Below are 22,828 nucleotides of genomic sequence, written 5' to 3'. Positions count from 1 at the left end.
GGATGCGGGTATTGATCGTTAAAACCTCCTCAATGGGTGATGTGCTGCATACGCTACCGTCGCTGACGGACGCCATGCGGGCCATTCCCGGCATCCGTTTTGACTGGGTGGTTGAAGAAGGCTTCGCGCAGATCCCCACCTGGCATGAAGCGGTTGACCGCGTGATCCCGGTCGCGATTCGCCGCTGGCGCAAAGCGTGGTTCTCCGCGCCGATTAAAGCTGAGCGTAAAGCCTTCCGTGAAACGGTGCAGGCGCAGCGTTACGACGCGATTATCGACGCGCAGGGGCTGGTGAAAAGCGCGGCGCTGGTCACGCGTCTGGCGCACGGCGTAAAGCACGGCATGGACTGGCACACCGCCCGCGAACCGCTGGCGAGTCTGTTCTATAACCGCCGCCACCACATCGCAAAGCAGCAGCACGCCGTAGAACGCACCCGCGAGCTGTTTGCGAAAAGCCTCGGCTATGCGAAACCGGAAGCGCAGGGCGACTACGCCATTGCGCAGCACTTTTTGCGCAATACAGATCCCTGTGCTCAGCCTTATCTTGTCTTTCTGCATGCCACAACGCGCGACGATAAGCACTGGCCGGAAACACACTGGCGAAGGCTGATTGAACTAATGCAACCCTCCGGTATCCATATTAAACTCCCGTGGGGCGCTGAGCATGAGCGGCAGCGTGCGGCGCGTCTGGCAGCAGGCTTTTCCCACGTCGAGGTGTTACCCAAACTCACGCTGGCGCAGGTTGCCGCAGAGCTGGCAGGCGCTAACGCCGTTGTTTCCGTGGATACGGGTTTAAGCCATTTAACCGCGGCGCTGGATCGCCCAAATATCACCCTTTTTGGCCCGACCGATCCCGGCCTGATCGGGGGCTATGGCAAAAACCAGCATCAGATGGTCAGCCCGACTCAGCAAACGAAGGATATCAGCGCAGATGCGATTTTTTCATTTTTACAGGGCAGCCGTTGGCTTTCCAACAGGGATATTTAACCCATGAGTTACGTATTTCTGCTGATTTTACTCTTTCCGGTGAAGCTTATCCGCAAGCTGTTGCGCAAAGAGACAGGGAAAAACCTGGTCATTCAGACAGCCAAAATCGGTGATTTTGTTAATGCAACGCCTCTTCTGGCCTGGCTACAAAAAAGCGACGTGCTCATCAGCCGCAGCGTGGGTGCGCTGGCGAAGCACGACGAGACGGTCGAAGAGATTTATTTTATTGAGCAGCATAAGCGTAACCTGTGGCGTAAGCTCTGTTTCGCCTGCAGGATCATGAACCGCTATGACAACGTCTACCTTCTGCAGCCTAACAGCGTGAATCTTTTTTTCGCCTCCGTTTGTAACGCCAAAAACAAGCAATTCTTAAGCACTTACACGCGCAGGTGGTATCACGGGATTTTCTATTCAACGGCCGATGGTACGGTTGACCACGGTAGAAAAACGTTAACAGTCACTGACTATCTTAAGCTGGCCGACCGCGCTCTGACCTGGCAAGACTCTCCAAAGCACGCCACAAAGCCACTGTTTAAACCCGCGACTTATCCGGCGATCCTTGATAAACCCGGCGCGGTCCGCATTGGCATCAGTATCGCCGCCGGGAATAAAGCCAAAACCGTTCCGCCTGTCATCTGGAAGCAAATTGCCGATCGTCTCGCCGACCTGCCCTGCGAGTTTTATGTCTTTGGCGCCCCAAATGAACAGTCCTGGATGGATGACATCACCCGCGCTTACGGTGAACTGCCCAACTTTATTAATCTGATTGGCAAGATCTCGCTTGAAGAGCTTCCGTGGGCAATTTCTAAAATGGATTGTTATATCGCCTCCGACTCGGGGAATGTCTACATCGCCGATGCGGTTGGCGTGCCGGTCGTCTTACTGTTCGGTCCGTGCTGTCACTACGAGCAGCGCCCGCTTGGCAACGTGTTGCTGATTGGCAACGATGATAATATTTGCTCGTATGTTTTTGAAACTCGTTATTATTTCCCGCAAGGCCGGGAAGAACTCTTCGCGGTAACAGATGAATCGCTGGACGAACTCAAACATTTCATTTGCGGGCTACCAACAGCAAAATCTGCCTTTGATGCTCAGGGGAACTAATTACTATGGCTTTTCTCAGCATCATTATTGCCGCACATAATGCCGAAAACACGCTTCACGCCACGCTGGAAAGTCTGCAAAACGCGATTGAGAATGCAGGCGATGATGTAGAAGTTATTATCATTAATGACAGTTCCAACGATTCCACACAGGATATTATTGAGGCGTGGTTGCCAAAGCTTCCGCATGCGCAATGCCAATACGTTGAGTACCGTAACGTAGGGCATGTTCGAAACAGCGCAGTCTCGCTGGCGTCAGGCGATTACATCACGATGCTTGATAGCGACGATCTGTTAAAGCCGGGTAGCATCCGGGATGCCGTCGCCTTCCTGAAAGCAGAGCGTCCTGATATGTTGCTGACGCGCCTGCTGGAAATTCGCGATATGCGGAAAATCACCTCCGCCTGGCAGGGATTCACGCCCGTCTCATTATCGCAACATGATGCAATAAAGCGTTTCCTGCAGCACAAAGATTTTCAGGCGCATCTCATCGGGCAATTCATCCACCGTAAGCTGTATGCAAGCAACCCGATCCCGTCTATGGTCTGCTATGAAGATTTCGCGGTATTTCCCGGCATGCTGATGCAATCGCACAAAATATTCTATCAGCGCCAGGGACACTACTATTACATCAAACGCAGCGACAGCTTGTCGAGCCGTCTTGACGCCAGCAAAATCGCTACGCTGGTTGAATGCACCTTACAGATGGAAAACACCTTACCGCAATCATTCAGGCATCTGGTTAATTGCCACTGGTTTGATATTTACAGTAACCATCGAAAACATTTGACCGACCAGCAACTCAAACAGGTTAAGGCGCGGGTAAACGCACTTTATTCTTTCTCTTTTTTCTTCTCCAGAGATGTACGTTTCAGCTACAAAAAAAGGGTCATTGAGGCATTATGGAAAAAGTAAAACTGCGGCTCTATCAGCTGACGCTGATTTTGAGCCTCATTTCGTTTGCATTGGTGCTGCTGAGCTCAGGTAAACAACGCGAATTTTTCTATATTGCGGTTTATGCCAGCATTATCGGCTTAGCTTGCGAATATAAAAAAATCACCCTGCGCCCCTTTTCAATCGCGCTCCCCATATTGCTGATTGGGCTACTCAATCTTGTCTGGTATATGGTGTACGAATACCATAGCGAAGGTTTAAACGCTTACAGCGATTATCTGGGTGCCAGTAAGAAACTGATATTAGCGAGCATTCTCGTTTTTTATCTTGATCGGTTCAAATCGTATATTGATAAAGAATCATTTCAGAAATACTTCTTATACGCCTCTGGCGCGGGACTCATCCTTGCCACGGTCTATGGCTTATGGCAGGCCTGCCAGGGAATGGGGCGTATCGAGATGGCCATAAATCGTGCGACCGTGTCAGCCTATGTATACTCTGTACTGTCGCTGGCGCTCATATACAGTCTTTATCTTAAGAAAAACAGAAAATTGTATGTTGTAGCGGGTCTCACCGTATTAATTTCCTGGTTCGTTATTCTTTTGACAGGGACGCGTGCTGCCATGGGGCTGTATTTGCTTATGGCGATTGTGCTGACCCTTTACCATTTCAGAAGAATTCACCTTAAATCAATGCTGATTTTCTTATGTGTTGTGGCGGGCATTATTATCGTTAGCTACAAGCCTTTGATCTCGCCAAAGATAGATCAAACGCAGAGGGAATTTGCAATCTACCAACAAGGCATTGACGCCACGTCACTCGGGGCGCGTTTTTCCATGTGGATAGTGGGTCTTCAGAACGGTCTGGCCCACCCACTGGGACAGTCAATCGAAGATCGCGAGGTATGGTCACAGCATTATGTTCAAGAGGGGCACCCGCACCTCGTATCCGCACTCGAGTATATCAGGATACATCTGCACAATGAATTTATCGAAAAATACTCTCTGCAGGGGCTTCCGGGTCTGGCGATATTACTCTTTTTCTTCGTTTCGATGATCGCTTACGCGCTTAAAAACCGAAATGGCCTGCTGCTGACAACGATGCTTCTTTTATTACTCTATGGCCTGACGGACGTCATTTTATTGAGCTCAGAAGCCCTAATATTCTTTGTTACTCTGTTTGCATTGAGTACTCCCTTCTCGCAAACCAGACAACATCAATAAGAGATAATGCCCGCCAGCCGGGCATTATTTTTTCTTGTATTGATAAAACTCCGCCAGCGTCATCCCCACCGTCTTATCGGATAGCCAGCTAAAAAGCGCTTCTAAATCCTGATACAACCCTTCGATCGCCGCCTCATCTTTAAACGTGGGGCTTCCGCCGGGCATAAATTCTGACGAATGAAGCATAAACTCCACATAGTCATTTCCCCGCGACAGGCATTGCTGCGCGACCTGAATCATCTGCGACGCATTGCCACCGGTCGGTCGTAGCCAGTTCACGGAAGGCGAGCGATATTTACCGCGAAGCCGATCGTATCCCTGTTTGATCGTATTCAACCAGGCCGGATGTTTATACTGAATGCTCATCGGCACTTCGAGTAAGGGGCTATTTCCCGCCCGGGAAATAGTATCTAAATCCATAAAATAGGCGTGGTCGGGGAAATGCTGATAATCCGTTCCACCACAGCCCTGCGGAGCACCTTTCGCATTGCGCCAGTTCACGCGTGGCGTCACGGAGCAATCAACCTGGTAGCCCAGTTCAACGAGCAATTTTGCATAGCGGCTATCAAATGCCCAACGCCCGGCGCGGTGGCTCAGCATTTTGGTCTGGAATGTCTCTTCCAGCAGACGGGTCATGAACAGCACTTTCTCACGCATCACCTCGTCTGAAAATTCAATCAGATACGGTTGCCAGCGCCAGTCATCTCCCGTGAGATCGTGCTCAGGTGGGCTATTCCATGCATGAAGGTGCATACCCACCTCCCCCTGACCACGAGCGATCGCGTCCCTGGCGAATTCAATGAAAACGGGCTCGATTGCCATCTCATAGTTTGTCAGCCATACGGGCTTAAAACCAAAACGCTCACAAAGGGCCTGGAACCGGGCCAGATAGCGCGCATTTTCCGTTTTAATGACGCGGTGATTCTCCCAGAGATTATCGCCCTCAGTATCAATCGTGATGATAAACGCTGGTTTTTTCATAATGAGTCCGCATGACAGGGAAGTTAGCGCTATGTTACGCACTCTCCAAAGCCTGAGTAAACCCTTCCTGGGAAATTCCTGAGATTATGGAGAAAGAGTGCAAGTCGCTACCAGGTCTATTAGAATTGCCAACAGTACAACGCCGATAAGATGATGATGAATAACTTACCTGACACGCCTGATTTGCGCATTCTACTGATCAAACTCCGCCATCATGGCGATATGTTATTGACCACCCCCGTCATTGATTCATTACGTCAAAAATGGCCACAAGCGCAAATTGACGTGCTGTTGTATGAAGAAACGCGCGATATGCTCGCCGCGCATCCGACGATTGGCACTATTTATGGAATCGATCGTAAATGGAAGCAGCTGGGCACGCTAAAGCACCTTCAAAAGGAGTGGCAGTTACTCTGCGCGTTACGAAAGCAACATTATCATCTGGTGATAAATCTTGCCGATCAGTGGCGTAGCGCTATCGTTACCCGTTTCACTGGTGCGCCGGTTCGCCTCGGATTCGCCTTTAACAAACGCAACAATCCATTCTGGCGTTTCTGTCATAGCGATTTAGTCTCTGTTGCAAATCACAAATCCCTGCACACTGTCGAACAAAATCTCTCCATTCTGTCACCATTACAGGTCGCACCTGAGCCAGCTGTTACCATGGCCTACAGCGCAGAAGACTGGCACCACGCCCACCAGCAGCTGGTGCAAAAAGGAGTGGGCGATAACTACATCGTCATTCAGCCGACATCACGCTGGTTCTTCAAATGCTGGGATGAAAGCAAAATGGCGCAAACCATCACCGCGCTGCAGCAGGATGGGCATACCGTTGTACTCACGGCCGGGCCGGATAAAAAAGAGCTGGCGATGATAGATCGCATACTCGCCGCCTCACCGAAAACGGGGGTCGTCTCGCTGGCGGGACAGCTAACGTTGCGCCAGCTGGCCTCACTCATCGACCACGCGTGTCTTTTTATTGGCGTTGACTCCGTTCCGATGCATATGGCCGCCGCGCTGCAGACGCCCTGCGTGGCGCTGTTTGGCCCTTCCAAACTGACGTTTTGGTCTCCATGGCAAGTCAACGGTGAAGTCATCTGGGCTGGCGACTACGGTCCCCTTCCCGATCCCGACGCTATTGATACCAAAACGAAAGAACGCTATCTCGACGCCATTCCTGTTGATGCTGTCGTCTCCGCTGCAAGGAGATATTTGTCATGAAACACCATCGTCTGGCGATTGTTCGCCAAAAGTATCGCCCTGATGGCGGAGCAGAGCGCTTCGTTTCACGTGCGCTCACCGCACTGAGCAATCAGAATCTTGAACTCAACGTCATTACGCGTGAATGGCAGGGCGAGAGACAGGACGACTGGCATATCCATATTTGCGACCCGCGCAAATGGGGCCGAATTAGCCGCGAACGCGGGTTTGCCCATGCTGCCCGCGCGCTGTGGCAGCAACAGCAGTTTGATATTGTGCAAAGCCACGAGCGGATTCCGGGCTGTGATATCTACCGCGCTGGCGATGGCGTTCATCGCCGCTGGCTGCTACAGCGTGCGCGCATCCTGCCCGCCTGGCGCGCGAAAATGCTGATGGTCGACCGCTATCACCGCTACGTGATGCACGCCGAGCGTGAAATGTACCAGGCGCCAGAGCTGAAAGCGGTTATCTGTAATGCGGAGATGATCAAACGCGAAATCGTCGAAGACTTTGATATTGACGCAAAAAAGATCCATGTGATTTATAATTCAATTGATTCCAGCCGCTTCGTTCCGGCCCAGGAAGCACAGCGTGCCGCGCTGCGTCAGCAATTTGGTTTGCCAGCCGATGCCGTGGTGTTCTGTTTTGTAGGATCGGGATTTGAACGAAAAGGATTGGCCAGCGCCATACGCGCTATCGCAGGAACTTCAGCCTGGCTGATTGTGGTTGGACAGGATAAAGCAGAACATCGTTATCGTGACCTCGCCCGTTCATTGGGCTGCGAAGGGCAAATCCGTTTCCTGGGGATGCAGAAAGAAACGCTGCCTTTTTATCAGCTATCCGATGGTTTACTGTTGCCAACGCTGTATGATCCCTTTCCAAACGTCATTCTTGAAGCGATGGCCTGCGGCTTGCCCGTCATTACTTCAGAGAGTTGCGGAGGCGCTGAATTTATTCAGCAAGGCCAGAACGGATTTTATTGTGACGCCCTGGATATCAACACATTGAAGGAGGCAATTGCAGCCACTCCTTCTCTGGGAAAAAATAACACGATGGGGCAAGCGGCACGTGAACGGGTAAAAGACGCCACCCCCGAAAAACTGTCAAGTCAGCTTATTTCGCTTTATCAAAAATTACTGGATTAAAAATGCGCATCCTAATGATTATTGATGGTTTACCCGGTGGGGGAGCTGAAAAAACAGTTCTTACACTTTCCAGCGGATTAACGGAAATGGGGCATCAGGTCTCCCTTTTCTCTCTGCGGAAAGTGTGTGATTACGCCATCCCGGAAGGCATTGATTATCAGGTGGTTCAGGATACCTGCAAAAAACCGTGGCGCAAGTTGACGGAGATCCCACGCCGAGCCCGCCTGCTGGATCAGGCAATTGAGCGGGCTGAGCGCAGCGGAAAATTTGACGTTGTGTTCTCTCATCTGCACAAAACTGACCGCATTGTGGCGCACTGCCGCGCGCTGGAGCGTGAAAAAGTCTGGTTCTGCGTGCATGGCATGTTCTCTTTCTCCTATCTTCGCCATCGCAGCGGGCTTTCGCGCTGGTTTAAGCATCTTAAAATTCGTCATACCTACGAAAACCGAAACGTTGTCGCCGTCTCAGGCGCCGTGCTGAAAGACCTTTCCGAGACCCTGTCTCTGAAACTCCGGCGTAAAGCGGTTATCCACAATCCTTTTGATATCCCTGAAATTCAGCGTCTGGCGGATGCCCCCTTCGAGATGCAAGGGAAGGATTACATCATCCATGTCGGCCGCTTCCATGAACACAAACGCCACGACCGTCTTTTACGCGCGTTCGCACAGAGCCAGCTCGACACTACGCTTGTCATGATGGGCAATGGTTCCGAAGCCAAAATTCAAAAGCTCAAACAGCTTGCCCGCGGCCTGGGTATTGAAGACAAGACGGTTTTCCGTCCCTTCGACTCCAATCCCTACCCCTGGATTAAAGGGGCACGCCTCTTAGTGTTAAGTTCTGACTGCGAAGGTTTTGGTAATGTGCTGGTGGAATCCATTATCTGCCAGACGCCACCGGTCAGTACCAATTGTCCGGGTGGCCCCGCAGAAATCCTCACCGGCGCCTTAGCGCGCGGGCTGGCAGAGCTAAATGACGCGTCACTGGCAAAAACCCTGGTAGATATTTATACCGCCCCGCCGGTCGTTGGCGATGCAACGATTGCGTCGTTCGGTATCAATGCCATTTGCCAGCAGTACATTGCTTTGGTCGACAATCAAAAATAATCAGGTTTCTTATGCAAAATTCAGCGCCATTGTTAAGCGTGGTGGTTGCCGTTTATAACGGCGAAGCTTTTCTGGATCAGTTCTTTACCTGCCTTGTGAATCAACGCATCGACAGCATGGAAGTCATTATTGTCAATGATGGCTCAACTGACCGCTCGATGCAGATCGTCGAAAGCTGGCGTGAAAAACTGCCGCAGATGCAGGTGATTGAACAGCAAAACCAGGGCGTTTCCATTGCGCGAAATACCGGCCTGGCCGTTGCAACCGGTCAGTATCTCTCTTTCCCGGATATTGATGACGTCTTCAAACCTGGCATGTACCAGCGTCTGCTGGATATGGCCGTCACGCAGGATCTGGATGTCGCCACCTGCAACGGCAACTACGTCTGGGAAAATGATAAGAAACCGTCTCGACCTATCTTCCCCGAGGATAAACTCGCCTCAACGGGCGTTATGACGGGCCCGGCATGGTTAAAGATGGCGCTGGATTCACGTAAGTTCCTGCACGTGACCTGGCTTAATATCTATCGCCACGATTTTATTCGTAAACACAGTTTCCATTTCGAACCCGGGCTGCGCCATCAGGATATCCCGTGGACCACCGAGGTGCTGCTTGCCGCAGAGCGCGTTCAGTACACCAGTGAACGCTTTTATGACTACTACATTCACTCTGCCTCGGTATCGCATACGCCGGATAATGACGACACGCTGATCCGCTCCGCGCGCCACTACATGAAAATCCTGCAGATGCTTGATGCCATTAACCAGCGTTACCCGGATAAAGTGAAAAATATCCCCGCCTGCCACTGGCAAATCGCCAAAGAGGGGCTGGGGATCATTCATACCTTCGACAACATGAAGGATGAGACAAAGAAAACAATGATTATCAAAGAGTTCTTCGACACCGGGATCTGGAAGCTTATCTGGAAAAGTGCCAAAAGCCCGCGTTTGCGCTGGCGCCTGGGCCGACGCTACTTCCGTTTAAAACGGTATCTGGCATAAGAGATAGCTTTACCTGGCTTAAATGCTTAGAATTTGCCCGCCGAAACTAAAAAGACGGATAATCGCTTGGAATTGTTGTATACCGCCCTGCTCTATATCATTCAGCCACTGGTGTGGCTGAGACTGTTGCTTCGTAGCCGTAAAGCGCCTGCGTATCGTAAACGCTGGGCTGAACGCTATGGCTTTTGCCGCAATAAAGTCGCCCCGGACGGTATTTTGCTGCATTCCGTTTCTGTCGGTGAAACGCTGGCGGCGATCCCGCTGGTTCGCGCTCTGCGCCACCGCTACCCGTCTCTGCCGATTACCGTCACCACCATGACGCCAACCGGCTCAGAGCGCGCGTTATCCGCGTTTGGCAAAGACGTTCATCACGTCTACCTCCCTTACGATCTGCCCTGCGCTATGAATCGTTTCCTGAATACCGTTCGCCCGAAGCTGGTGATCGTGATGGAAACCGAGCTGTGGCCGAACATGATTTCCGCTCTGCATGCCCGTAAAATTCCGCTGGTGATTGCCAACGCGCGCCTTTCAGAGCGCTCGGCGAAAGGCTACGGCAAGCTGGGCAAATTTATGCGCCGCCTGCTAAGCAAAATCACGCTGATTGCCGCGCAGAACGAAGAAGACGCGGCGCGCTTTATCTCCCTGGGCCTGAAGCGCAACCAGCTTGCCGTGACCGGCAGCCTGAAATTCGATATTTCCGTTACCCCTGAACTGGCCGCCCGCGCCATCACGCTGCGCCGCCAGTGGGCTCCGCGTCGCCAGGTCTGGATAGCGACCAGTACTCATGAGGGCGAAGAGGCGATCATCCTGCAGGCGCACCGTAAGCTGCTGGAAACCTTCCCGGACCTACTGCTGATTCTGGTGCCTCGTCACCCCGAACGTTTTAAAGATGCCCGCGAAATGGTGCAGAAAGGCGGCTTCAGCTTCACCCTGCGCAGCAGCGGAGAGATCCCTTCCGGCAGTACCCAGGTGGTGATTGGCGATACGATGGGCGAACTGATGCTGCTCTACGGCATTGCTGACCTCGCCTTTGTTGGCGGCAGCCTGGTGGAGCGCGGAGGCCATAACCCGCTCGAGCCGGCAGCCCACGCCATTCCTGTGTTGATGGGTCCACACACGTTTAACTTCAAAGATATCTGCGCTAAATTGCAGCAGGCCGATGGTTTAATTACCGTGACCGATGCGGACTCGGTCGTCAAAGAAGTATCGACCCTTCTGACGGATGAAGATTACCGCCTGTGGTACGGTCGCCACGCCGTCGAAGTGCTGCACCAGAACCAGGGCGCACTCACCCGTCTGCTGCAGCTTCTGCAACCTTATCTGCCTCAGCGGAGCCACTAATGTCTACGCGTCTGTCGGTCGTCATGATCGCCAAAAACGCCGCCGACCTGCTTCCGGACTGCCTGGCCTCCGTCGCCTGGGCTGACGAAATTGTTATCCTCGACTCCGGAAGCACGGACAACACGGTGGACATCGCCCGGACCGCGGGTGCAAAAGTCTTTACCGATACCGACTGGCAGGGCTACGGCATTCAGCGCCAGCGCGCGCAGGGTCAGGCCACGGGCGATTATGTGCTGATGATCGACACCGACGAGCGCGTCACCCCGGAACTCCAGCAGGCCATTCAGGCGGTGCTTTCCTCACCCCAGCCTGGCGCCGTATACAGCATCGCGCGTCGCAACTACTTCCTTGGCCGCTTCATGCGCCACAGCGGCTGGTATCCGGATCGCGTAATGCGCCTCTACGAGCGCGGGCGCTTTCAGTACAACGACAATCTTGTCCATGAGTCACTGGCCTGCGACGGCGCCCAGGTCATCCCCCTGACGGGTGATTTGCTGCATCTGACCTGCCGTGATTTCGCCAGCTTCCAGCAAAAGCAGCTCAACTATGCCACCGCATGGGCGCAGGAACGCCACCAGCGCGGCAAGAAGGCCTCGCTGACAGGAATCTTCACCCACACGCTGGGCGCGTTTCTGAAAACGCTGCTGCTGCGCGGCGGCGTGCTGGATGGTAAGCAGGGCTGGTTACTGGCGGTAGTGAATGCCCAGTATACTTTCAACAAATACACCGAGCTGTGGGCGCTCTGCCGCGGCTACTCAGAGAAAACGTGAGCCATGAGCACAAAAGCGATTTATCCGGGTACCTTCGATCCGATCACTAACGGTCATCTTGACATCATTACCCGTGCAGCGTGCATGTTCGACAAGGTGATCCTGGCGATTGCCGCCAGCCCCAGCAAAAAGCCGATGTTTGATCTCAACGAGCGCGTGCAACTTGCCACCGACGCCATTTCGCACCTGCCGAATGTTGAAGTTGTCGGGTTCAGCGATCTGATGGCGAACTTCGCCCGCACCCAGCAGGCCAATATTCTGATTCGTGGCCTGCGCGCGGTGGCAGACTTCGAGTATGAGATGCAGCTGGCGCACATGAACCGCCACCTGATGCCGGAGCTGGAAAGCGTATTCCTGATGCCGTCAAAAGAGTGGTCGTTTATCTCGTCCACGCTGGTAAAAGAGGTGGCGCGCCATCACGGGGACGTTACCCATTTCCTGCCGGATAACGTCCACCTGGCACTGATGGAAAAGCTAAAGTAGTTCTATTTCTGACACTGGCGGCAGTAGAACGTGGCGCGCTGGGCGTGCTTCGTGGCAATAATCGGCGTCCCGCATGCCCTGCATGGCTCGCCCTTACGGCCATACACCTGCAGCTCCTGGGCAAAATAGCCTGGTTTACCGTCGCTTTGCAGAAAATCCTTCAGGGTGGTCCCGCCTTGCTCAATCGAGCGCAGCAGCACTGCTTTAATGACCCGAACCAGCAGCTCACACTCCTGCGCGGACAGCGACGAGGCCAGCCGATCGGGATGGATCCCGGCCGCGAACAGCGATTCGCTGGCGTAAATATTCCCCACGCCGACCACCAGCTTGTTATCCATCAGCCAGGGCTTGATCGGGGTCTTTTTCTTCGCGCACTTCTCTTTCAGGTAGTCCGCATTAAACGCGTCTGAAAGCGGCTCAGGGCCCAAATGCGCCAGCACGTTGTGTCCTTCCAGCTCCTTCGTCCACAGCCACGCGCCAAAGCGCCGCGGATCGGTGTAGCGGAGCACTTTGCCGTTGCTCATTACCAGGTCGACGTGATCGTGTTTTTCCGCAGGCAATTCTTCGGTCAGGATGCGCAGGCTCCCGGACATCCCAAGATGGATAATGATCCAGCCGTCAGGCAGCTCCAGCAGCAGGTATTTCGCGCGGCGCTGCACGCTAAGGACGGGTTTGTCGCTTAACGCGTGGATCTCATCGGACACCGGCCAGCGCAGTCGTCCATTGCGAACGACGGCATGAAGAATAGTCGCGCCGACCAGATGGGGCTCAATGCCGCGACGGCTGGTCTCTACCTCAGGTAATTCAGGCATGGTTCCTCCGTTGAGATGCAGAATGCAAAAAACCCCGCAGTTGCGGGGTTTTTCAATACAAGGAGGCTAAAATTATTTGATTTTAGCTTCTTTGTACAGTACGTGCTGGCGTACAACTGGGTCGAATTTTTTCAGTTCCAGTTTTTCCGGCTTAGTACGTTTGTTCTTCGTGGTGGTGTAGAAGTGACCTGTACCAGCAGAAGAAACCAGCTTGATTTTCTCGCGAATACCTTTAGCCATGATTTATTTCCTCTTTAAGTACTTAGTACTTTTCGCCACGGGCACGCAGTTCAGACAGAACTGTATCGATGCCTTTCTTATCGATTACACGCATACCTTTAGCAGATACACGCAGGGTGACAAAACGCTTCTCGCTCTCAACCCAGAAACGGTGAGAGTGCAGGTTCGGCAGGAAACGGCGTTTAGTCGCGTTCAGTGCGTGGGAACGGTTGTTACCGGTCACCGGACGCTTGCCAGTAACTTGGCAGACTCGGGACATGTCTATTCTCCAAAAATCAAATTAGCTCGAGCTTCGTATGGGGTATCGGCGCCTCGTCAGGCTTTACAGCCCGGTCATCGCGTAGTTCTAAGTGAACTCTCGATTGCCAGGCCCAAATGCCAAACCCGAGATTCTCAAAGGTGGCGTAGTATACGCTGACTCGGCGGTGTGCTCAAGTCCCGAACAGACAAAGATCCCGATGGATCGCGAGAAATAGCCTAAATCCAGCCATGTTCTGCAAAAGAAATGTACTCGCCGCGGCCAATTATCAGATGGTCCAGAACACGAATGTCCATGAATTGACAGCATTTGATAATGCGTTCGGTGATTTCTTTGTCAGCTCTGCTCGGTTCTGCACAGCCAGAGGGGTGATTATGCGCGAGGATCACCCCCGCTGCATTCACTTTTATCGCTTCACGCACAATTTCACGCGGATGTACCTCAACGTGGCTCAGTGTACCCGAAAACAGGCGGCTGTGCTTCAGTACCCGGTTCCTGTTGTCGAGAAAGATCACCATAAAGATCTCCCGCTCCAGACCAGATAGCTGGCTTTGCAAAAATTCGCGGGTCATGTCAGGGGTAAGGATCGGATCTTGCTCCTCCATCTGTACGTTATAAAATCGCCGGGCAAGTTCAGCAATACCCCGTAACTGGGCATACTTCGCGACGCCAATGCCTTCTACGTGCGTAAACGCCTCCAGTTCGGCTGTCAGCAAACCATGTAGTGAACCAAAATGGTCTATCAGATTTTTCGCCAGCGTAAATACCGTTTTTCCCTTCGTACCTGTACGTAAAAAGAGCGCCAGCAGCTCCTCGTCTTTTAATAACGCGACGCCATGACGCAGCATTTTTTCGCGCGGTAGCAGCAGTTCAGTCTCTTCCATGCCCGGCCTCCTTCTGTTTGCCATTATGCTGCCACAGGCAAATCCGGGGCTCGACGCTGAGGTTTCGTTCTTGCGTAGCGCCTCGCAAAGTGCATAAAGGACTTCATCACCCCCTATTTGGGATTGTGGTAAAATGCCCGCTCTCTGGTGAAACCCAACAGGAAAGAATCATGATGAGCCTGGCCGGTAAAAAAATCGTTCTTGGCGTGAGCGGCGGCATTGCTGCTTATAAAGCGCCGGAGCTGGTGCGTCGTCTGCGCGAGCGCGGGGCGGACGTGCGGGTCGCGATAACCGAAGGCGGTAAAGCCTTTATCACCCCTCTGAGCCTGCAGGCGGTTTCAGGATACCCGGTATCTGACAGCCTGCTCGATCCGGCCGCCGAAGCCGCGATGGGGCATATTGAGCTCGGGAAATGGGCCGATCTGGTGATTCTTGCCCCTGCCACGGCAGATTTAATTGCCCGCGTGGCGGCCGGTATGGCGAACGATCTGGTTTCGACCATTTGCCTCGCGACGCCTGCGCCCGTCGCCGTTGTGCCCGCCATGAACCAGCAGATGTACCGCAATGCCGCCACCCAGCATAATCTGGAGACGCTGGCTTCGCGCGGCCTGCTTGTCTGGGGCCCGGACAGCGGCAGCCAGGCCTGCGGCGACGTTGGCCCGGGGCGTATGCTCGACCCGTTGACGATTGTGGATATGGCCGCCGCCCATTTTTCACCTGTCAACGACCTGCAACATCTCAACATCATGATTACCGCGGGCCCGACGCGCGAGCCGCTGGACCCGGTGCGTTACATCACCAACCACAGCTCCGGCAAAATGGGCTTTGCAATTGCTGCCGCAGCGGCAAAACGCGGTGCTAACGTCACGCTGGTCAGCGGCCCGGTCTCGTTACCTACGCCACCTTTTGTACAGCGTATTAATGTTACCACTGCGCTGGAGATGGAAGCCGCCGTGCAGGCTCATGCGCAACGCCAGCAGATTTTTATCGGCTGTGCGGCCGTGGCAGACTATCGCGCCGAGACCATCGCCGAGTCTAAAATCAAAAAGCAAGGCGATGAATTAACACTGAAAATGGTGAAAAACCCGGACATTGTTGCCGGTGTCGCCGCATTAAAAAGCCATCGTCCTTACGTTGTTGGATTTGCCGCAGAAACGAATAATGTGGAAGAATATGCCCGGCAAAAACGTACCCGCAAAAACCTCGATTTAATTTGCGCGAACGACGTATCGCTGGCCACGCAAGGATTTAATAGCGACAGCAACGCACTGCACCTTTTCTGGCAGGATGGAGATAAAATCTTACCGCTTGAGCGCAAGGAACTCCTGGGCCAACAATTACTGGACGAGATCGTTACCCGTTATGATGAAAAAAATCGACGTTAAGATTCTGGACCCGCGTGTTGGCGAGCAATTCCCGCTGCCAACCTATGCCACCTCCGGCTCTGCCGGACTTGACCTGCGCGCCTGTCTCGATGACGCCGTAGAACTGGCTCCCGGTGCCACTACCCTGATCCCGACTGGCCTGGCGATCCACATTGCAGACCCGTCTCTGGCGGCAGTGATCCTGCCGCGCTCGGGTCTGGGCCATAAGCACGGCGTAGTGCTGGGTAACCTGGTCGGCCTGATCGACTCCGACTACCAGGGTCAGCTGATGGTGTCCGTCTGGAACCGTGGTCAGGACAGCTTCACCATTGAACCGGGCGAGCGTATCGCGCAGATGGTTTTTGTACCGGTGGTACAGGCAGAATTTAACCTGGTGGCAGATTTTGATGCCACCGACCGTGGCGAAGGCGGCTTCGGCCATTCCGGGCGCAAATAACCGCCCGACACACGTATCTCGCAGCGCCATAACGCAATAACAAACCGCAAACGTCAGTTTGCGGTCGCTGTGTGGATGCCAGCCTGGCAAGTGCTTATTTTCAGGGGTATTTTGTAACATGGCAGAAAAACAAACCGCGAAAAGGAATCGTCGCGAAGAAATACTTCAATCTCTGGCTCTGATGCTTGAATCCAGCGATGGCAGTCAACGCATCACCACCGCCAAACTGGCCGCCTCTGTGGGCGTGTCTGAGGCGGCGCTGTATCGTCATTTCCCCAGCAAAACAAAAATGTTCGACAGCCTGATCGAGTTTATTGAAGACAGTCTGATCACGCGCATTAACCTGATTCTGAAAGATGAAAAAGATACCACCGCGCGTCTTCGTCTGATTGTGCTGTTAATTCTGGGCTTTGGGGAGCGCAATCCGGGTTTAACCCGTATCCTGACCGGCCACGCGCTGATGTTTGAGCAGGACAGGCTGCAGGGCCGCATCAATCAGCTTTTTGAGCGTATTGAAGCGCAGCTGCGCCAGGTGCTGCGCGAGAAGAAAATGCGTGAAGGCGAAGGATACAATACGGATGAGACATTGCTGGCAAGCCAGATTCTGGCGTTTTGTGAAGGCATGCTCTCCCGCTTTGTGCGCAGCGAATTCAAATACCGACCAACGGACGATTTTGACGCCCGCTGGCCGTTAGTGGCAGCGCAGCTGCAGTAGCACCGCAGGCCCGGTAAGCGTAGCGCCGCCGGGCATTTTAATTACACGCCAAACTCTTCGCGATACGCCCGCACCGCCGCCAGGTGATCCGCCATCTCTGGCTTCTCTTCCAGATACGCAATCAGGTCTTTCAGGGTGATGATAGAGGTCACTTTGCAGCTGTAATCACGCTCTACTTCCTGGATAGCAGAGATATCGCCGCGACCACGCTCCTGACGATCAAGAGAAATCAGCACGCCAGCCAGCGTCGCACCGTTGGCCTGGATAATCTCCATAGATTCACGGATCGCGGTGCCTGCGGTAATCACGTCGTCGACCAGCATCACGCGGCCCTGCAGCGCGCTGCCCACAAGATTACCGCCTTCACCGTGGGTTTTGGCCTCTTTGCGGTTAAAGCAGTACGGCACATCACGGTCATGGTGCTCCGCCAGCGCCACCGCCGTGGTAGTTGCAATCGGAATGCCCTTGTACGCAGGGCCAAACAGCAGGTCGAAATCAATCCCGGAATCCACCAGCGCTTCGGCATAGAAGCGGCCTAACAGTGCCAGATCGCGCCCGGTATTAAACAGCCCGGCGTTGAAGAAATACGGGCTCTTACGCCCGGATTTCAGCGTAAATTCGCCAAACTTAAGTACCTGTTTATTAATCGCAAACTCAATAAACTGGCGCTGATACGATTTCATGGATTCGCTCCTTTGGTTTTTTCTGTCTTACAGGCAAAAAAAAGGCGACTCATTGGTCGCCTTTAAAATCAATTTTCTAACGCCGCTTTTTGCGTCGTTACAATGGATTCGATTCCCCCTCGGGCCAACGCCAGCAGGGAGAGAAGTTCTTCATGGGTGAACGGCTCACCTTCCGCCGTCCCCTGCACCTCAATGATGCGACCATCTTCGGTCATCACCACGTTCATGTCGGTCTCGGCGGCAGAATCTTCAACATATTCCAGATCGCAAAGCGCTTCACCGTTAACGATCCCCACGGAAACCGCCGCGACCATCCCTTTCATAGGGTTGGTTTTCAGCTTACCGGCTGCAACCAGCTTGTTCAGGGCATCGGCCAGCGCCACACAGGCACCGGTAATGGACGCGGTACGCGTGCCGCCATCTGCCTGAATCACGTCGCAGTCCAGGGTAATAGTGAATTCACCGAGGATTTTCAGATCAACGGCGGCGCGCAGCGCACGTGCGATCAGGCGCTGGATTTCCATGGTACGTCCACCCTGCTTACCCTTTGCCGCTTCACGGGCGTTACGGGTATGGGTCGCGCGCGGCAGCATGCCGTACTCGGCGGTGATCCAGCCCTGGCCCTGACCTTTCAGAAAGCGCGGAACGCCCTCTTCGATGGACGCGGTGCAAAGCACTTTGGTGTCACCAAACTCAACCAGCACGGAGCCTTCAGCGTGTTTTGTATAGTTACGGGTCAGGGTGACGGGACGCACCTGATTGGCGCTACGACCTGATGGACGCATGATGGATTCTCCGGCTTGAAACGAATGTGGCTGCGCATTATACGGATAAAGGACGCTTATTCCTATCCTGAGAAGCCCCCGAAAGCTATAATCCCCCCATCTCTCCTTTAAAAACGGGAATGTCTATGATCCGCAGTATGACCGCCTACGCCCGGCGTGAAATCAAGGGTAGCTGGGGTAGCGCTACCTGGGAAATGCGTTCGGTAAACCAGCGCTATCTGGAAACATATTTCCGTATGCCGGAACAGTTCCGCAGCCTTGAACCTGTGGTGCGCGAGCGTATCCGTACGCGTCTGACCCGCGGGAAAGTGGAATGCAACCTGCGCTTTGAGCCCGATGCCAGCGCACAGGGCGAGCTGATCCTCAACGAAAAACTGGCGAAACAGCTCGTGAATGCGGCGAACTGGGTCAAAATGCAGAGCGATGAAGGCGAAATCAACCCGGTTGATATTCTGCGCTGGCCTGGCGTCATGGCCGCCGGTGAGCAGGATCTGGACGCGATTGCCGCTGAAATTCTGGCAGCCCTCGACGGCACGCTGGATGACTTTATCGTTGCCCGCGAAACCGAAGGCCAGGCACTGAAAGCGATGATTGAGCAGCGCCTTGAAGGCGTCAGCGCTGAAGTAGCCAAAGTCCGCACCCACATGCCGGAAGTGCTGCAATGGCAACGCGAGCGTCTGGTCGCCAAGCTGGAAGAAGCGGAAGTTCAGCTGGAAAACACCCGTCTGGAACAAGAGCTGGTGCTGATGGCGCAGCGTATCGATGTTGCTGAAGAGCTGGACCGTCTGGAAGCGCACGTTAAAGAGACCTACAACATCCTGAAGAAGAAGGAAGCTGTAGGCCGCCGCCTGGACTTTATGATGCAGGAGTTCAACCGCGAGTCGAACACTTTGGCGTCTAAGTCTATCAACGCTGAAGTGACCAACTCAGCGATTGAACTCAAGGTTCTGATTGAGCAGATGCGCGAGCAGATCCAGAATATTGAGTAATCGCTTTTTGGGTGGCGTCGGCTGACGCCATCCATTATTATTTCTAATCCGAATTCCCGCCTCTTTTCAAATTCAGCAGCCAAAAATCAAAGGTATTCAACATGTATTGATTAAATTTTATAGGTGAAACCCAATCGCCTTAGAAAATCTCAATCGTGATCTTGCGCACAAATCGCTAACCTTTCCGCGTTCACACCGGAGGGTATATGCTGCTTCACATTCTTTATCTTATTGGTATCACCGCCGAAGCCATGACTGGCGCTCTCGCCGCCGGGCGTCGCCGGATGGACACCTTCGGTGTGATCATTATTGCCACTGCAACCGCGCTGGGCGGCGGTTCCGTGCGCGATATCCTGCTTGGCCATTACCCGCTCGGCTGGGTGAAACATCCTGAGTATGTGATTATCGTCGCAACGGCTGCCGTATTAACCACCATCGTGGCACCCGTTATGCCGCACCTTCGCCGCCTGTTCCTGGTGCTTGACGCGCTGGGGCTGATCGTCTTTTCTATCATCGGTGCACAAATCGCGCTCGATATGGGGGAAGGCCCGGTTATCGCCACCATTGCTGCCGTGGTCACGGGCGTATTCGGCGGCGTGCTGCGCGATATGTTCTGCAAACGCATTCCTCTGGTCTTCCAAAAAGAGCTGTATGCCGGCATCTCCTTCGCCGCAGCGGTGCTCTACATTGCCCTGCAGCATTACGTTTCAAACCACGACGTGGTGGTCATCTCCACGCTGCTGTTTGGCTTTACGGCCCGCATGCTGGCGCTGCGTCTGAAACTCGGATTGCCCGTGTTTCACTATAAGCACAGCGCCCACTGATCTCAGAACCCATTGATGTGCTGCTGAGCAAGCCACCTGACCAGCACATCGATCTCTGGCGCGTGCAGCCAGGCAACGATTTGCCGCGCCTTCTCCGCTCCCGTACCCGGCAAGGCCTGCCAGGCCTTTTCACTGCGTTCGCTCATCTTCTGCCACGACACATCTTCCAACGCCTTCAGCGAGGCCTGTGGCAGCGGAACACCCAGCGCCATAATCCAGCGGATAAAAGGCTGCTCATGCACCTGATTAAAGCGATGCCAGAGCGCCAGCCCGCGTGCGGCAGAGAATCCCGGCGTCGACTGCAGCTGCTCCTGCGTTAATAGCAGCCACGAAAAGAGATGTTCAAAATGATGCGCCTGCCAGAGTGTCCGCCAGCCTGACTCACCTAATCCTTCAATGTTGAATACCTGCTTTGAACTGAGCCACGTCAGCCGGGCAAAGAACTGTTCCATACACTCCGGCGAGGCATAAAAGCAACTCAGGGAGTGATAACGCGAGGCCGGAGGCTCTGGTTTTTGTCTGTCCGCCCCTCGCCAGACCACCTTATCAAACCGGGGGATACCCTGCCCTGCCAGGCTGACCTGGATCTGATCGCCCGGGGCAATATCCAGCCTCTGCCAACGCCCAACCGAACCGAGACTCACTCGCTGCACCCGTTTATCGTCCAACTGCGCAGGCTCAAGTGCCGCCACGACAGAAATTTTGCCCGTGCGCCCCACGGAAAAAAGAATATTCCTGACCTCTGCGACCTGTGCCGCAGGCGAATATTTCCACGCGATAATCCAGTTGCCTTCGCCGGGCAGCCAACTTTCCCCTGTAGGTGACTCCGCAGACCGAACCACTATGCCATCCGTGGCAAAGGGCAATGCCGTGTTTTGCCAGGCCAAACGCTGTTTTTCAACAGCATCAACCGCTTGTACGGGCAACGTATAGCGCGCCGTCAGGGAAAAGCCTGCGCTGGACAGCTCAGAAAGCCTGTTTTCCATTCCCTTCGGTCCATCCGGCCAGGCCCAGATAAATATTCCTGTCTGGCTCAGAAGCGCGTTGTCCTTTTGTCGCATCATCGCGCCCGCCACTTTTGCGCGAGCATTCATTCCGCCCATCTGCCGCTGGACGTGGTTTTCGCGTAGCCAGAAAAGCTCCCCCTGTAAGACGCTGTTTGCAAGCGCGCCGGATACCTCCTTGGGCACGGACGGGATCAAACGCACGCGGGCCGTCCAGTCCTCGCCTTTTAGCCCATTACCACGGCTGATGGCCCGCGCTAGCTTTCCGTTGCGATACACCAGCGTCACCGCCACGCCATCGACTTTTGGCTGCATCCAGAGATTTTTCCGGCCGTGCATCCAGTGACCCAGCGCTTCTTTGCTGGCTGCTTTACGTACCCCCGTATGGGCAACAGGATGTTTTACGTTTCCCTCCAGCGCAGGTAGGGCGCTCTCAGCAAAATCGTTGCCGAAACAGCGCTGCCACTGGGTTAAACGGCCGTTGAGCTGGTCATACACTTCGTCACTGACCTCGCTCACCCCCAGCTTCCAGTAAGCCTCATCCCAGCGTTTGATTTGTGCACTTAATGACGCAATCTCTTTTTCGGCTTTTGCCTGTGACCACACCGGGCACACCGCCGCCCCGTAACCACACCACAACAGCATTAACCCGCTTATCCACCGCCACATCGCTATCTCTCCTTTGCAATGCAGGAGGTATAACCTGACGTGAGAAACGACGCTAATAGCAACCTTTCACGTTGCGAGGCGCTATCCAGCGTTAATTTTTATTGCTGCAAACCGCAGATAAAACCTGAAAACGGTACGCAAAATTCAATAATCCAGGGGAAAAAGTGTGACAAAGGCTACGTCACACAGCGGCGACGTGTATAATAAGCCCGTATGTAGGACTTCTTCGTTAACACATACAAAAGACTCTCATGGCTCAAGGCACGCTTTATATTGTTTCTGCCCCTAGCGGCGCGGGTAAATCCAGCCTTATTCAGGCACTGTTAAAAACCCAACCGTTGTACGACACACAGGTTTCTGTTTCTCACACCACGCGAGCGCCGCGTCCGGGTGAAGTGCACGGTGAACACTATTTCTTTGTGGATCACGACGAGTTCAGAGCGATGATCGGCAGAGATGCGTTTCTTGAACACGCAGAAGTGTTCGGTAACTACTACGGCACCTCGCGTGAAACCATTGAGCAGGTTCTGGCGACGGGCGTGAATGTGTTCCTCGACATCGACTGGCAGGGCGCACAGCAAATTCGCAAGAAAATGCCTGATTCGCGCAGTATCTTTATTTTACCGCCGTCGAAGGATGAGCTGGATCGCCGCCTGCGTGGCCGCGGTCAGGACAGTGAAGAAGTCATCGCAAAGCGTATGGAACAGGCAGTTGCAGAAATGAGCCATTACGCGGAATATGATTACCTTATTGTGAATGATGATTTTGATGCCGCGCTGAGCGATCTCAAAACCATTCTTCGCGCAGAACGACTGCGTATGAGCCGCCAGAAGCAGCGACATGACGCATTAATCACCAAACTGTTGGCAGACTGAACCCACTTTCAGTATCATGCCCAGTCATTTCTTCACCT

The 22,828-nt window shown here is 53.7% G+C and carries 25 protein-coding genes; 17 read left to right on the top strand and 8 right to left on the bottom strand.

The window, feature by feature from the left end; all coding sequences use genetic code 11:
* The first annotated feature begins 2 nt into the window (after positions 1 to 2).
* From rfaC to ACTJI7_RS18800, 4 genes are read left to right on the top strand one after another with little or no spacing between them, the layout of a single operon-like run.
* Complete coding sequence (gene rfaC / locus ACTJI7_RS18815) at positions 3 to 986, top strand: lipopolysaccharide heptosyltransferase RfaC (protein WP_047366919.1); 984 nt, start codon at positions 3 to 5, stop codon at positions 984 to 986.
* A gap of 3 nt (positions 987 to 989) precedes the next feature.
* Positions 990 to 2,090, top strand: a complete 1,101-nt coding sequence (locus tag ACTJI7_RS18810) for a glycosyltransferase family 9 protein (protein ID WP_041911661.1) — start codon at positions 990 to 992, stop codon at positions 2,088 to 2,090.
* Positions 2,091 to 2,095: 5 nt separating this feature from the next.
* Positions 2,096 to 3,004, top strand: coding sequence for a glycosyltransferase family 2 protein (locus ACTJI7_RS18805; RefSeq protein WP_063155203.1), 909 nt, complete (start codon positions 2,096 to 2,098; stop codon positions 3,002 to 3,004).
* Positions 2,992 to 4,206 (top strand): O-antigen ligase family protein, encoded by a 1,215-nt coding sequence (locus ACTJI7_RS18800; protein WP_063155204.1) that lies wholly within the window; start codon positions 2,992 to 2,994, stop codon positions 4,204 to 4,206. Before ACTJI7_RS18805 ends, ACTJI7_RS18800 begins: the two co-directional genes overlap by 13 nt.
* A gap of 24 nt (positions 4,207 to 4,230) precedes the next feature.
* Here ACTJI7_RS18800 and ACTJI7_RS18795 read toward each other — a convergent pair whose 3' ends face one another.
* Positions 4,231 to 5,187, bottom strand: coding sequence for a polysaccharide deacetylase family protein (locus ACTJI7_RS18795; RefSeq protein WP_063155205.1), 957 nt, complete (start codon positions 5,185 to 5,187; stop codon positions 4,231 to 4,233).
* A 150-nt stretch (positions 5,188 to 5,337) separates the two neighbouring features.
* On the opposite strand from ACTJI7_RS18795, the gene rfaQ reads away from it, so the two are divergent.
* The 7 genes from rfaQ to coaD all read left to right on the top strand — a co-directional run bounded on the left by rfaQ (position 5,338) and on the right by coaD (position 12,230).
* A complete protein-coding gene (gene rfaQ / locus ACTJI7_RS18790) occupies positions 5,338 to 6,408 on the top strand; it encodes a putative lipopolysaccharide heptosyltransferase III (protein ID WP_045260064.1) in 1,071 nt (356 codons plus the stop codon).
* Positions 6,405 to 7,532 carry a glycosyltransferase family 4 protein gene (locus ACTJI7_RS18785; protein ID WP_041911666.1) on the top strand — a complete coding sequence of 376 codons (1,128 nt, stop codon included), beginning with the start codon at positions 6,405 to 6,407 and terminating at the stop codon, positions 7,530 to 7,532. Before rfaQ ends, ACTJI7_RS18785 begins: the two co-directional genes overlap by 4 nt.
* A 2-nt stretch (positions 7,533 to 7,534) precedes the next feature.
* Positions 7,535 to 8,635: a glycosyltransferase gene (locus ACTJI7_RS18780; protein WP_440670566.1), complete on the top strand. Its 1,101-nt coding sequence runs from the start codon at positions 7,535 to 7,537 to the stop codon at positions 8,633 to 8,635.
* An 11-nt stretch (positions 8,636 to 8,646) separates the two neighbouring features.
* Complete coding sequence (locus tag ACTJI7_RS18775) at positions 8,647 to 9,636, top strand: glycosyltransferase (RefSeq protein WP_028015021.1); 990 nt, start codon at positions 8,647 to 8,649, stop codon at positions 9,634 to 9,636.
* A 66-nt stretch (positions 9,637 to 9,702) separates the two neighbouring features.
* Positions 9,703 to 10,977, top strand: a complete 1,275-nt coding sequence (gene waaA / locus ACTJI7_RS18770) for a lipid IV(A) 3-deoxy-D-manno-octulosonic acid transferase (RefSeq protein ID WP_028015020.1) — start codon at positions 9,703 to 9,705, stop codon at positions 10,975 to 10,977.
* Positions 10,977 to 11,747 carry a glycosyltransferase family 2 protein gene (locus ACTJI7_RS18765; protein WP_049137152.1) on the top strand — a complete coding sequence of 257 codons (771 nt, stop codon included), beginning with the start codon at positions 10,977 to 10,979 and terminating at the stop codon, positions 11,745 to 11,747. Before waaA ends, ACTJI7_RS18765 begins: the two co-directional genes overlap by 1 nt.
* Before the next feature lie 3 nt (positions 11,748 to 11,750).
* Positions 11,751 to 12,230: a pantetheine-phosphate adenylyltransferase gene (gene coaD / locus ACTJI7_RS18760; protein ID WP_063155207.1), complete on the top strand. Its 480-nt coding sequence runs from the start codon at positions 11,751 to 11,753 to the stop codon at positions 12,228 to 12,230.
* Positions 12,231 to 12,232: 2 nt separating this feature from the next.
* On the opposite strand, the gene mutM is transcribed toward coaD, so the two are convergent.
* The 4 genes from mutM to radC all read right to left on the bottom strand — a co-directional run bounded on the left by mutM (position 12,233) and on the right by radC (position 14,425).
* The gene (gene mutM, locus ACTJI7_RS18755) at positions 12,233 to 13,042 is read right to left on the bottom strand and encodes a bifunctional DNA-formamidopyrimidine glycosylase/DNA-(apurinic or apyrimidinic site) lyase (protein ID WP_028015018.1); all 810 of its coding nucleotides are present in this window, start codon (positions 13,040 to 13,042) and stop codon (positions 12,233 to 12,235) included.
* A gap of 72 nt (positions 13,043 to 13,114) precedes the next feature.
* Positions 13,115 to 13,282 carry a 50S ribosomal protein L33 gene (gene rpmG / locus ACTJI7_RS18750; RefSeq protein ID WP_003024094.1) on the bottom strand — a complete coding sequence of 56 codons (168 nt, stop codon included), beginning with the start codon at positions 13,280 to 13,282 and terminating at the stop codon, positions 13,115 to 13,117.
* Positions 13,283 to 13,304: 22 nt separating this feature from the next.
* Positions 13,305 to 13,541: a 50S ribosomal protein L28 gene (gene rpmB / locus ACTJI7_RS18745; protein ID WP_002436699.1), complete on the bottom strand. Its 237-nt coding sequence runs from the start codon at positions 13,539 to 13,541 to the stop codon at positions 13,305 to 13,307.
* 218 nt (positions 13,542 to 13,759) lie between these two features.
* Positions 13,760 to 14,425: a RadC family protein gene (gene radC, locus ACTJI7_RS18740; RefSeq protein ID WP_028015017.1), complete on the bottom strand. Its 666-nt coding sequence runs from the start codon at positions 14,423 to 14,425 to the stop codon at positions 13,760 to 13,762.
* Positions 14,426 to 14,598: 173 nt separating this feature from the next.
* Between radC and coaBC the strand changes: the two genes are divergently transcribed.
* The 3 genes from coaBC (at position 14,599) to slmA (ending at position 16,961) form a co-directional block, all read left to right on the top strand.
* On the top strand, positions 14,599 to 15,810 hold the full coding sequence (gene coaBC / locus ACTJI7_RS18735) for a bifunctional phosphopantothenoylcysteine decarboxylase/phosphopantothenate--cysteine ligase CoaBC (protein ID WP_028015016.1): 1,212 nt from the start codon (positions 14,599 to 14,601) through the stop codon (positions 15,808 to 15,810).
* A complete protein-coding gene (dut, locus tag ACTJI7_RS18730; RefSeq protein WP_015570042.1) occupies positions 15,788 to 16,246 on the top strand; it encodes a dUTP diphosphatase in 459 nt (152 codons plus the stop codon). Before coaBC ends, dut begins: the two co-directional genes overlap by 23 nt.
* A 118-nt stretch (positions 16,247 to 16,364) precedes the next feature.
* The gene (gene slmA / locus ACTJI7_RS18725; RefSeq protein WP_028015015.1) at positions 16,365 to 16,961 is read left to right on the top strand and encodes a nucleoid occlusion factor SlmA; all 597 of its coding nucleotides are present in this window, start codon (positions 16,365 to 16,367) and stop codon (positions 16,959 to 16,961) included.
* Positions 16,962 to 17,002: 41 nt separating this feature from the next.
* Here the strand turns inward: slmA and pyrE are convergent, their stop codons facing one another.
* Both pyrE and rph read right to left on the bottom strand, forming a co-directional pair.
* Positions 17,003 to 17,644: an orotate phosphoribosyltransferase gene (gene pyrE, locus ACTJI7_RS18720; protein WP_041911672.1), complete on the bottom strand. Its 642-nt coding sequence runs from the start codon at positions 17,642 to 17,644 to the stop codon at positions 17,003 to 17,005.
* 68 nt (positions 17,645 to 17,712) lie between these two features.
* Positions 17,713 to 18,429: a ribonuclease PH gene (gene rph / locus ACTJI7_RS18715; RefSeq protein ID WP_010426431.1), complete on the bottom strand. Its 717-nt coding sequence runs from the start codon at positions 18,427 to 18,429 to the stop codon at positions 17,713 to 17,715.
* 125 nt (positions 18,430 to 18,554) lie between these two features.
* Here rph and ACTJI7_RS18710 point away from each other — a divergent pair, with 125 nt between their 5' ends.
* A complete protein-coding gene (locus ACTJI7_RS18710; RefSeq protein ID WP_008502687.1) occupies positions 18,555 to 19,418 on the top strand; it encodes a YicC/YloC family endoribonuclease in 864 nt (287 codons plus the stop codon).
* Positions 19,419 to 19,624: 206 nt separating this feature from the next.
* Complete coding sequence (locus ACTJI7_RS18705) at positions 19,625 to 20,242, top strand: trimeric intracellular cation channel family protein (RefSeq protein WP_023334014.1); 618 nt, start codon at positions 19,625 to 19,627, stop codon at positions 20,240 to 20,242.
* A gap of 2 nt (positions 20,243 to 20,244) precedes the next feature.
* Here the strand turns inward: ACTJI7_RS18705 and ligB are convergent, their stop codons facing one another.
* Positions 20,245 to 21,915, bottom strand: a complete 1,671-nt coding sequence (gene ligB, locus ACTJI7_RS18700) for an NAD-dependent DNA ligase LigB (RefSeq protein WP_063155209.1) — start codon at positions 21,913 to 21,915, stop codon at positions 20,245 to 20,247.
* A gap of 251 nt (positions 21,916 to 22,166) precedes the next feature.
* On the opposite strand from ligB, the gene gmk reads away from it, so the two are divergent.
* Positions 22,167 to 22,790 (top strand): guanylate kinase, encoded by a 624-nt coding sequence (gene gmk, locus ACTJI7_RS18695; protein WP_010426438.1) that lies wholly within the window; start codon positions 22,167 to 22,169, stop codon positions 22,788 to 22,790.
* Positions 22,791 to 22,828 lie beyond the last annotated feature (38 nt).

It is taken from the genome of Enterobacter sp. 22499 (genome assembly GCF_052044815.1).
Classification (GTDB): domain Bacteria; phylum Pseudomonadota; class Gammaproteobacteria; order Enterobacterales; family Enterobacteriaceae; genus Enterobacter; species Enterobacter bugandensis.
Note: the sequence above shows the minus strand (reverse complement) of the source record. Positions and strands in the feature narration are given on the sequence as shown.

Excerpts from the sequence above, each read along its gene's own strand:
- rfaC (WP_047366919.1), top strand. The coding sequence starts at position 3 with ATGCGGGTATTGATCGTTAAAACCTCCTCAATGGGTGATGTGCTGCAT.
- ACTJI7_RS18810 (WP_041911661.1), top strand. The coding sequence starts at position 990 with ATGAGTTACGTATTTCTGCTGATTTTACTCTTTCCGGTGAAGCTTATC.
- ACTJI7_RS18805 (WP_063155203.1), top strand. The coding sequence starts at position 2,096 with ATGGCTTTTCTCAGCATCATTATTGCCGCACATAATGCCGAAAACACG.
- ACTJI7_RS18800 (WP_063155204.1), top strand. The coding sequence starts at position 2,992 with ATGGAAAAAGTAAAACTGCGGCTCTATCAGCTGACGCTGATTTTGAGC.
- ACTJI7_RS18795 (WP_063155205.1), bottom strand. The coding sequence starts at position 5,187 with ATGAAAAAACCAGCGTTTATCATCACGATTGATACTGAGGGCGATAAT.
- rfaQ (WP_045260064.1), top strand. The coding sequence starts at position 5,338 with ATGATGATGAATAACTTACCTGACACGCCTGATTTGCGCATTCTACTG.
- ACTJI7_RS18785 (WP_041911666.1), top strand. The coding sequence starts at position 6,405 with ATGAAACACCATCGTCTGGCGATTGTTCGCCAAAAGTATCGCCCTGAT.
- ACTJI7_RS18780 (WP_440670566.1), top strand. The coding sequence starts at position 7,535 with ATGCGCATCCTAATGATTATTGATGGTTTACCCGGTGGGGGAGCTGAA.
- ACTJI7_RS18775 (WP_028015021.1), top strand. The coding sequence starts at position 8,647 with ATGCAAAATTCAGCGCCATTGTTAAGCGTGGTGGTTGCCGTTTATAAC.
- ACTJI7_RS18765 (WP_049137152.1), top strand. The coding sequence starts at position 10,977 with ATGTCTACGCGTCTGTCGGTCGTCATGATCGCCAAAAACGCCGCCGAC.
- coaD (WP_063155207.1), top strand. The coding sequence starts at position 11,751 with ATGAGCACAAAAGCGATTTATCCGGGTACCTTCGATCCGATCACTAAC.
- mutM (WP_028015018.1), bottom strand. The coding sequence starts at position 13,042 with ATGCCTGAATTACCTGAGGTAGAGACCAGCCGTCGCGGCATTGAGCCC.
- rpmG (WP_003024094.1), bottom strand. The coding sequence starts at position 13,282 with ATGGCTAAAGGTATTCGCGAGAAAATCAAGCTGGTTTCTTCTGCTGGT.
- rpmB (WP_002436699.1), bottom strand. The coding sequence starts at position 13,541 with ATGTCCCGAGTCTGCCAAGTTACTGGCAAGCGTCCGGTGACCGGTAAC.
- radC (WP_028015017.1), bottom strand. The coding sequence starts at position 14,425 with ATGGAAGAGACTGAACTGCTGCTACCGCGCGAAAAAATGCTGCGTCAT.
- coaBC (WP_028015016.1), top strand. The coding sequence starts at position 14,599 with ATGAGCCTGGCCGGTAAAAAAATCGTTCTTGGCGTGAGCGGCGGCATT.
- dut (WP_015570042.1), top strand. The coding sequence starts at position 15,788 with ATGATGAAAAAAATCGACGTTAAGATTCTGGACCCGCGTGTTGGCGAG.
- slmA (WP_028015015.1), top strand. The coding sequence starts at position 16,365 with ATGGCAGAAAAACAAACCGCGAAAAGGAATCGTCGCGAAGAAATACTT.
- pyrE (WP_041911672.1), bottom strand. The coding sequence starts at position 17,644 with ATGAAATCGTATCAGCGCCAGTTTATTGAGTTTGCGATTAATAAACAG.
- rph (WP_010426431.1), bottom strand. The coding sequence starts at position 18,429 with ATGCGTCCATCAGGTCGTAGCGCCAATCAGGTGCGTCCCGTCACCCTG.
- ACTJI7_RS18710 (WP_008502687.1), top strand. The coding sequence starts at position 18,555 with ATGATCCGCAGTATGACCGCCTACGCCCGGCGTGAAATCAAGGGTAGC.
- ACTJI7_RS18705 (WP_023334014.1), top strand. The coding sequence starts at position 19,625 with ATGCTGCTTCACATTCTTTATCTTATTGGTATCACCGCCGAAGCCATG.
- ligB (WP_063155209.1), bottom strand. The coding sequence starts at position 21,915 with ATGTGGCGGTGGATAAGCGGGTTAATGCTGTTGTGGTGTGGTTACGGG.
- gmk (WP_010426438.1), top strand. The coding sequence starts at position 22,167 with ATGGCTCAAGGCACGCTTTATATTGTTTCTGCCCCTAGCGGCGCGGGT.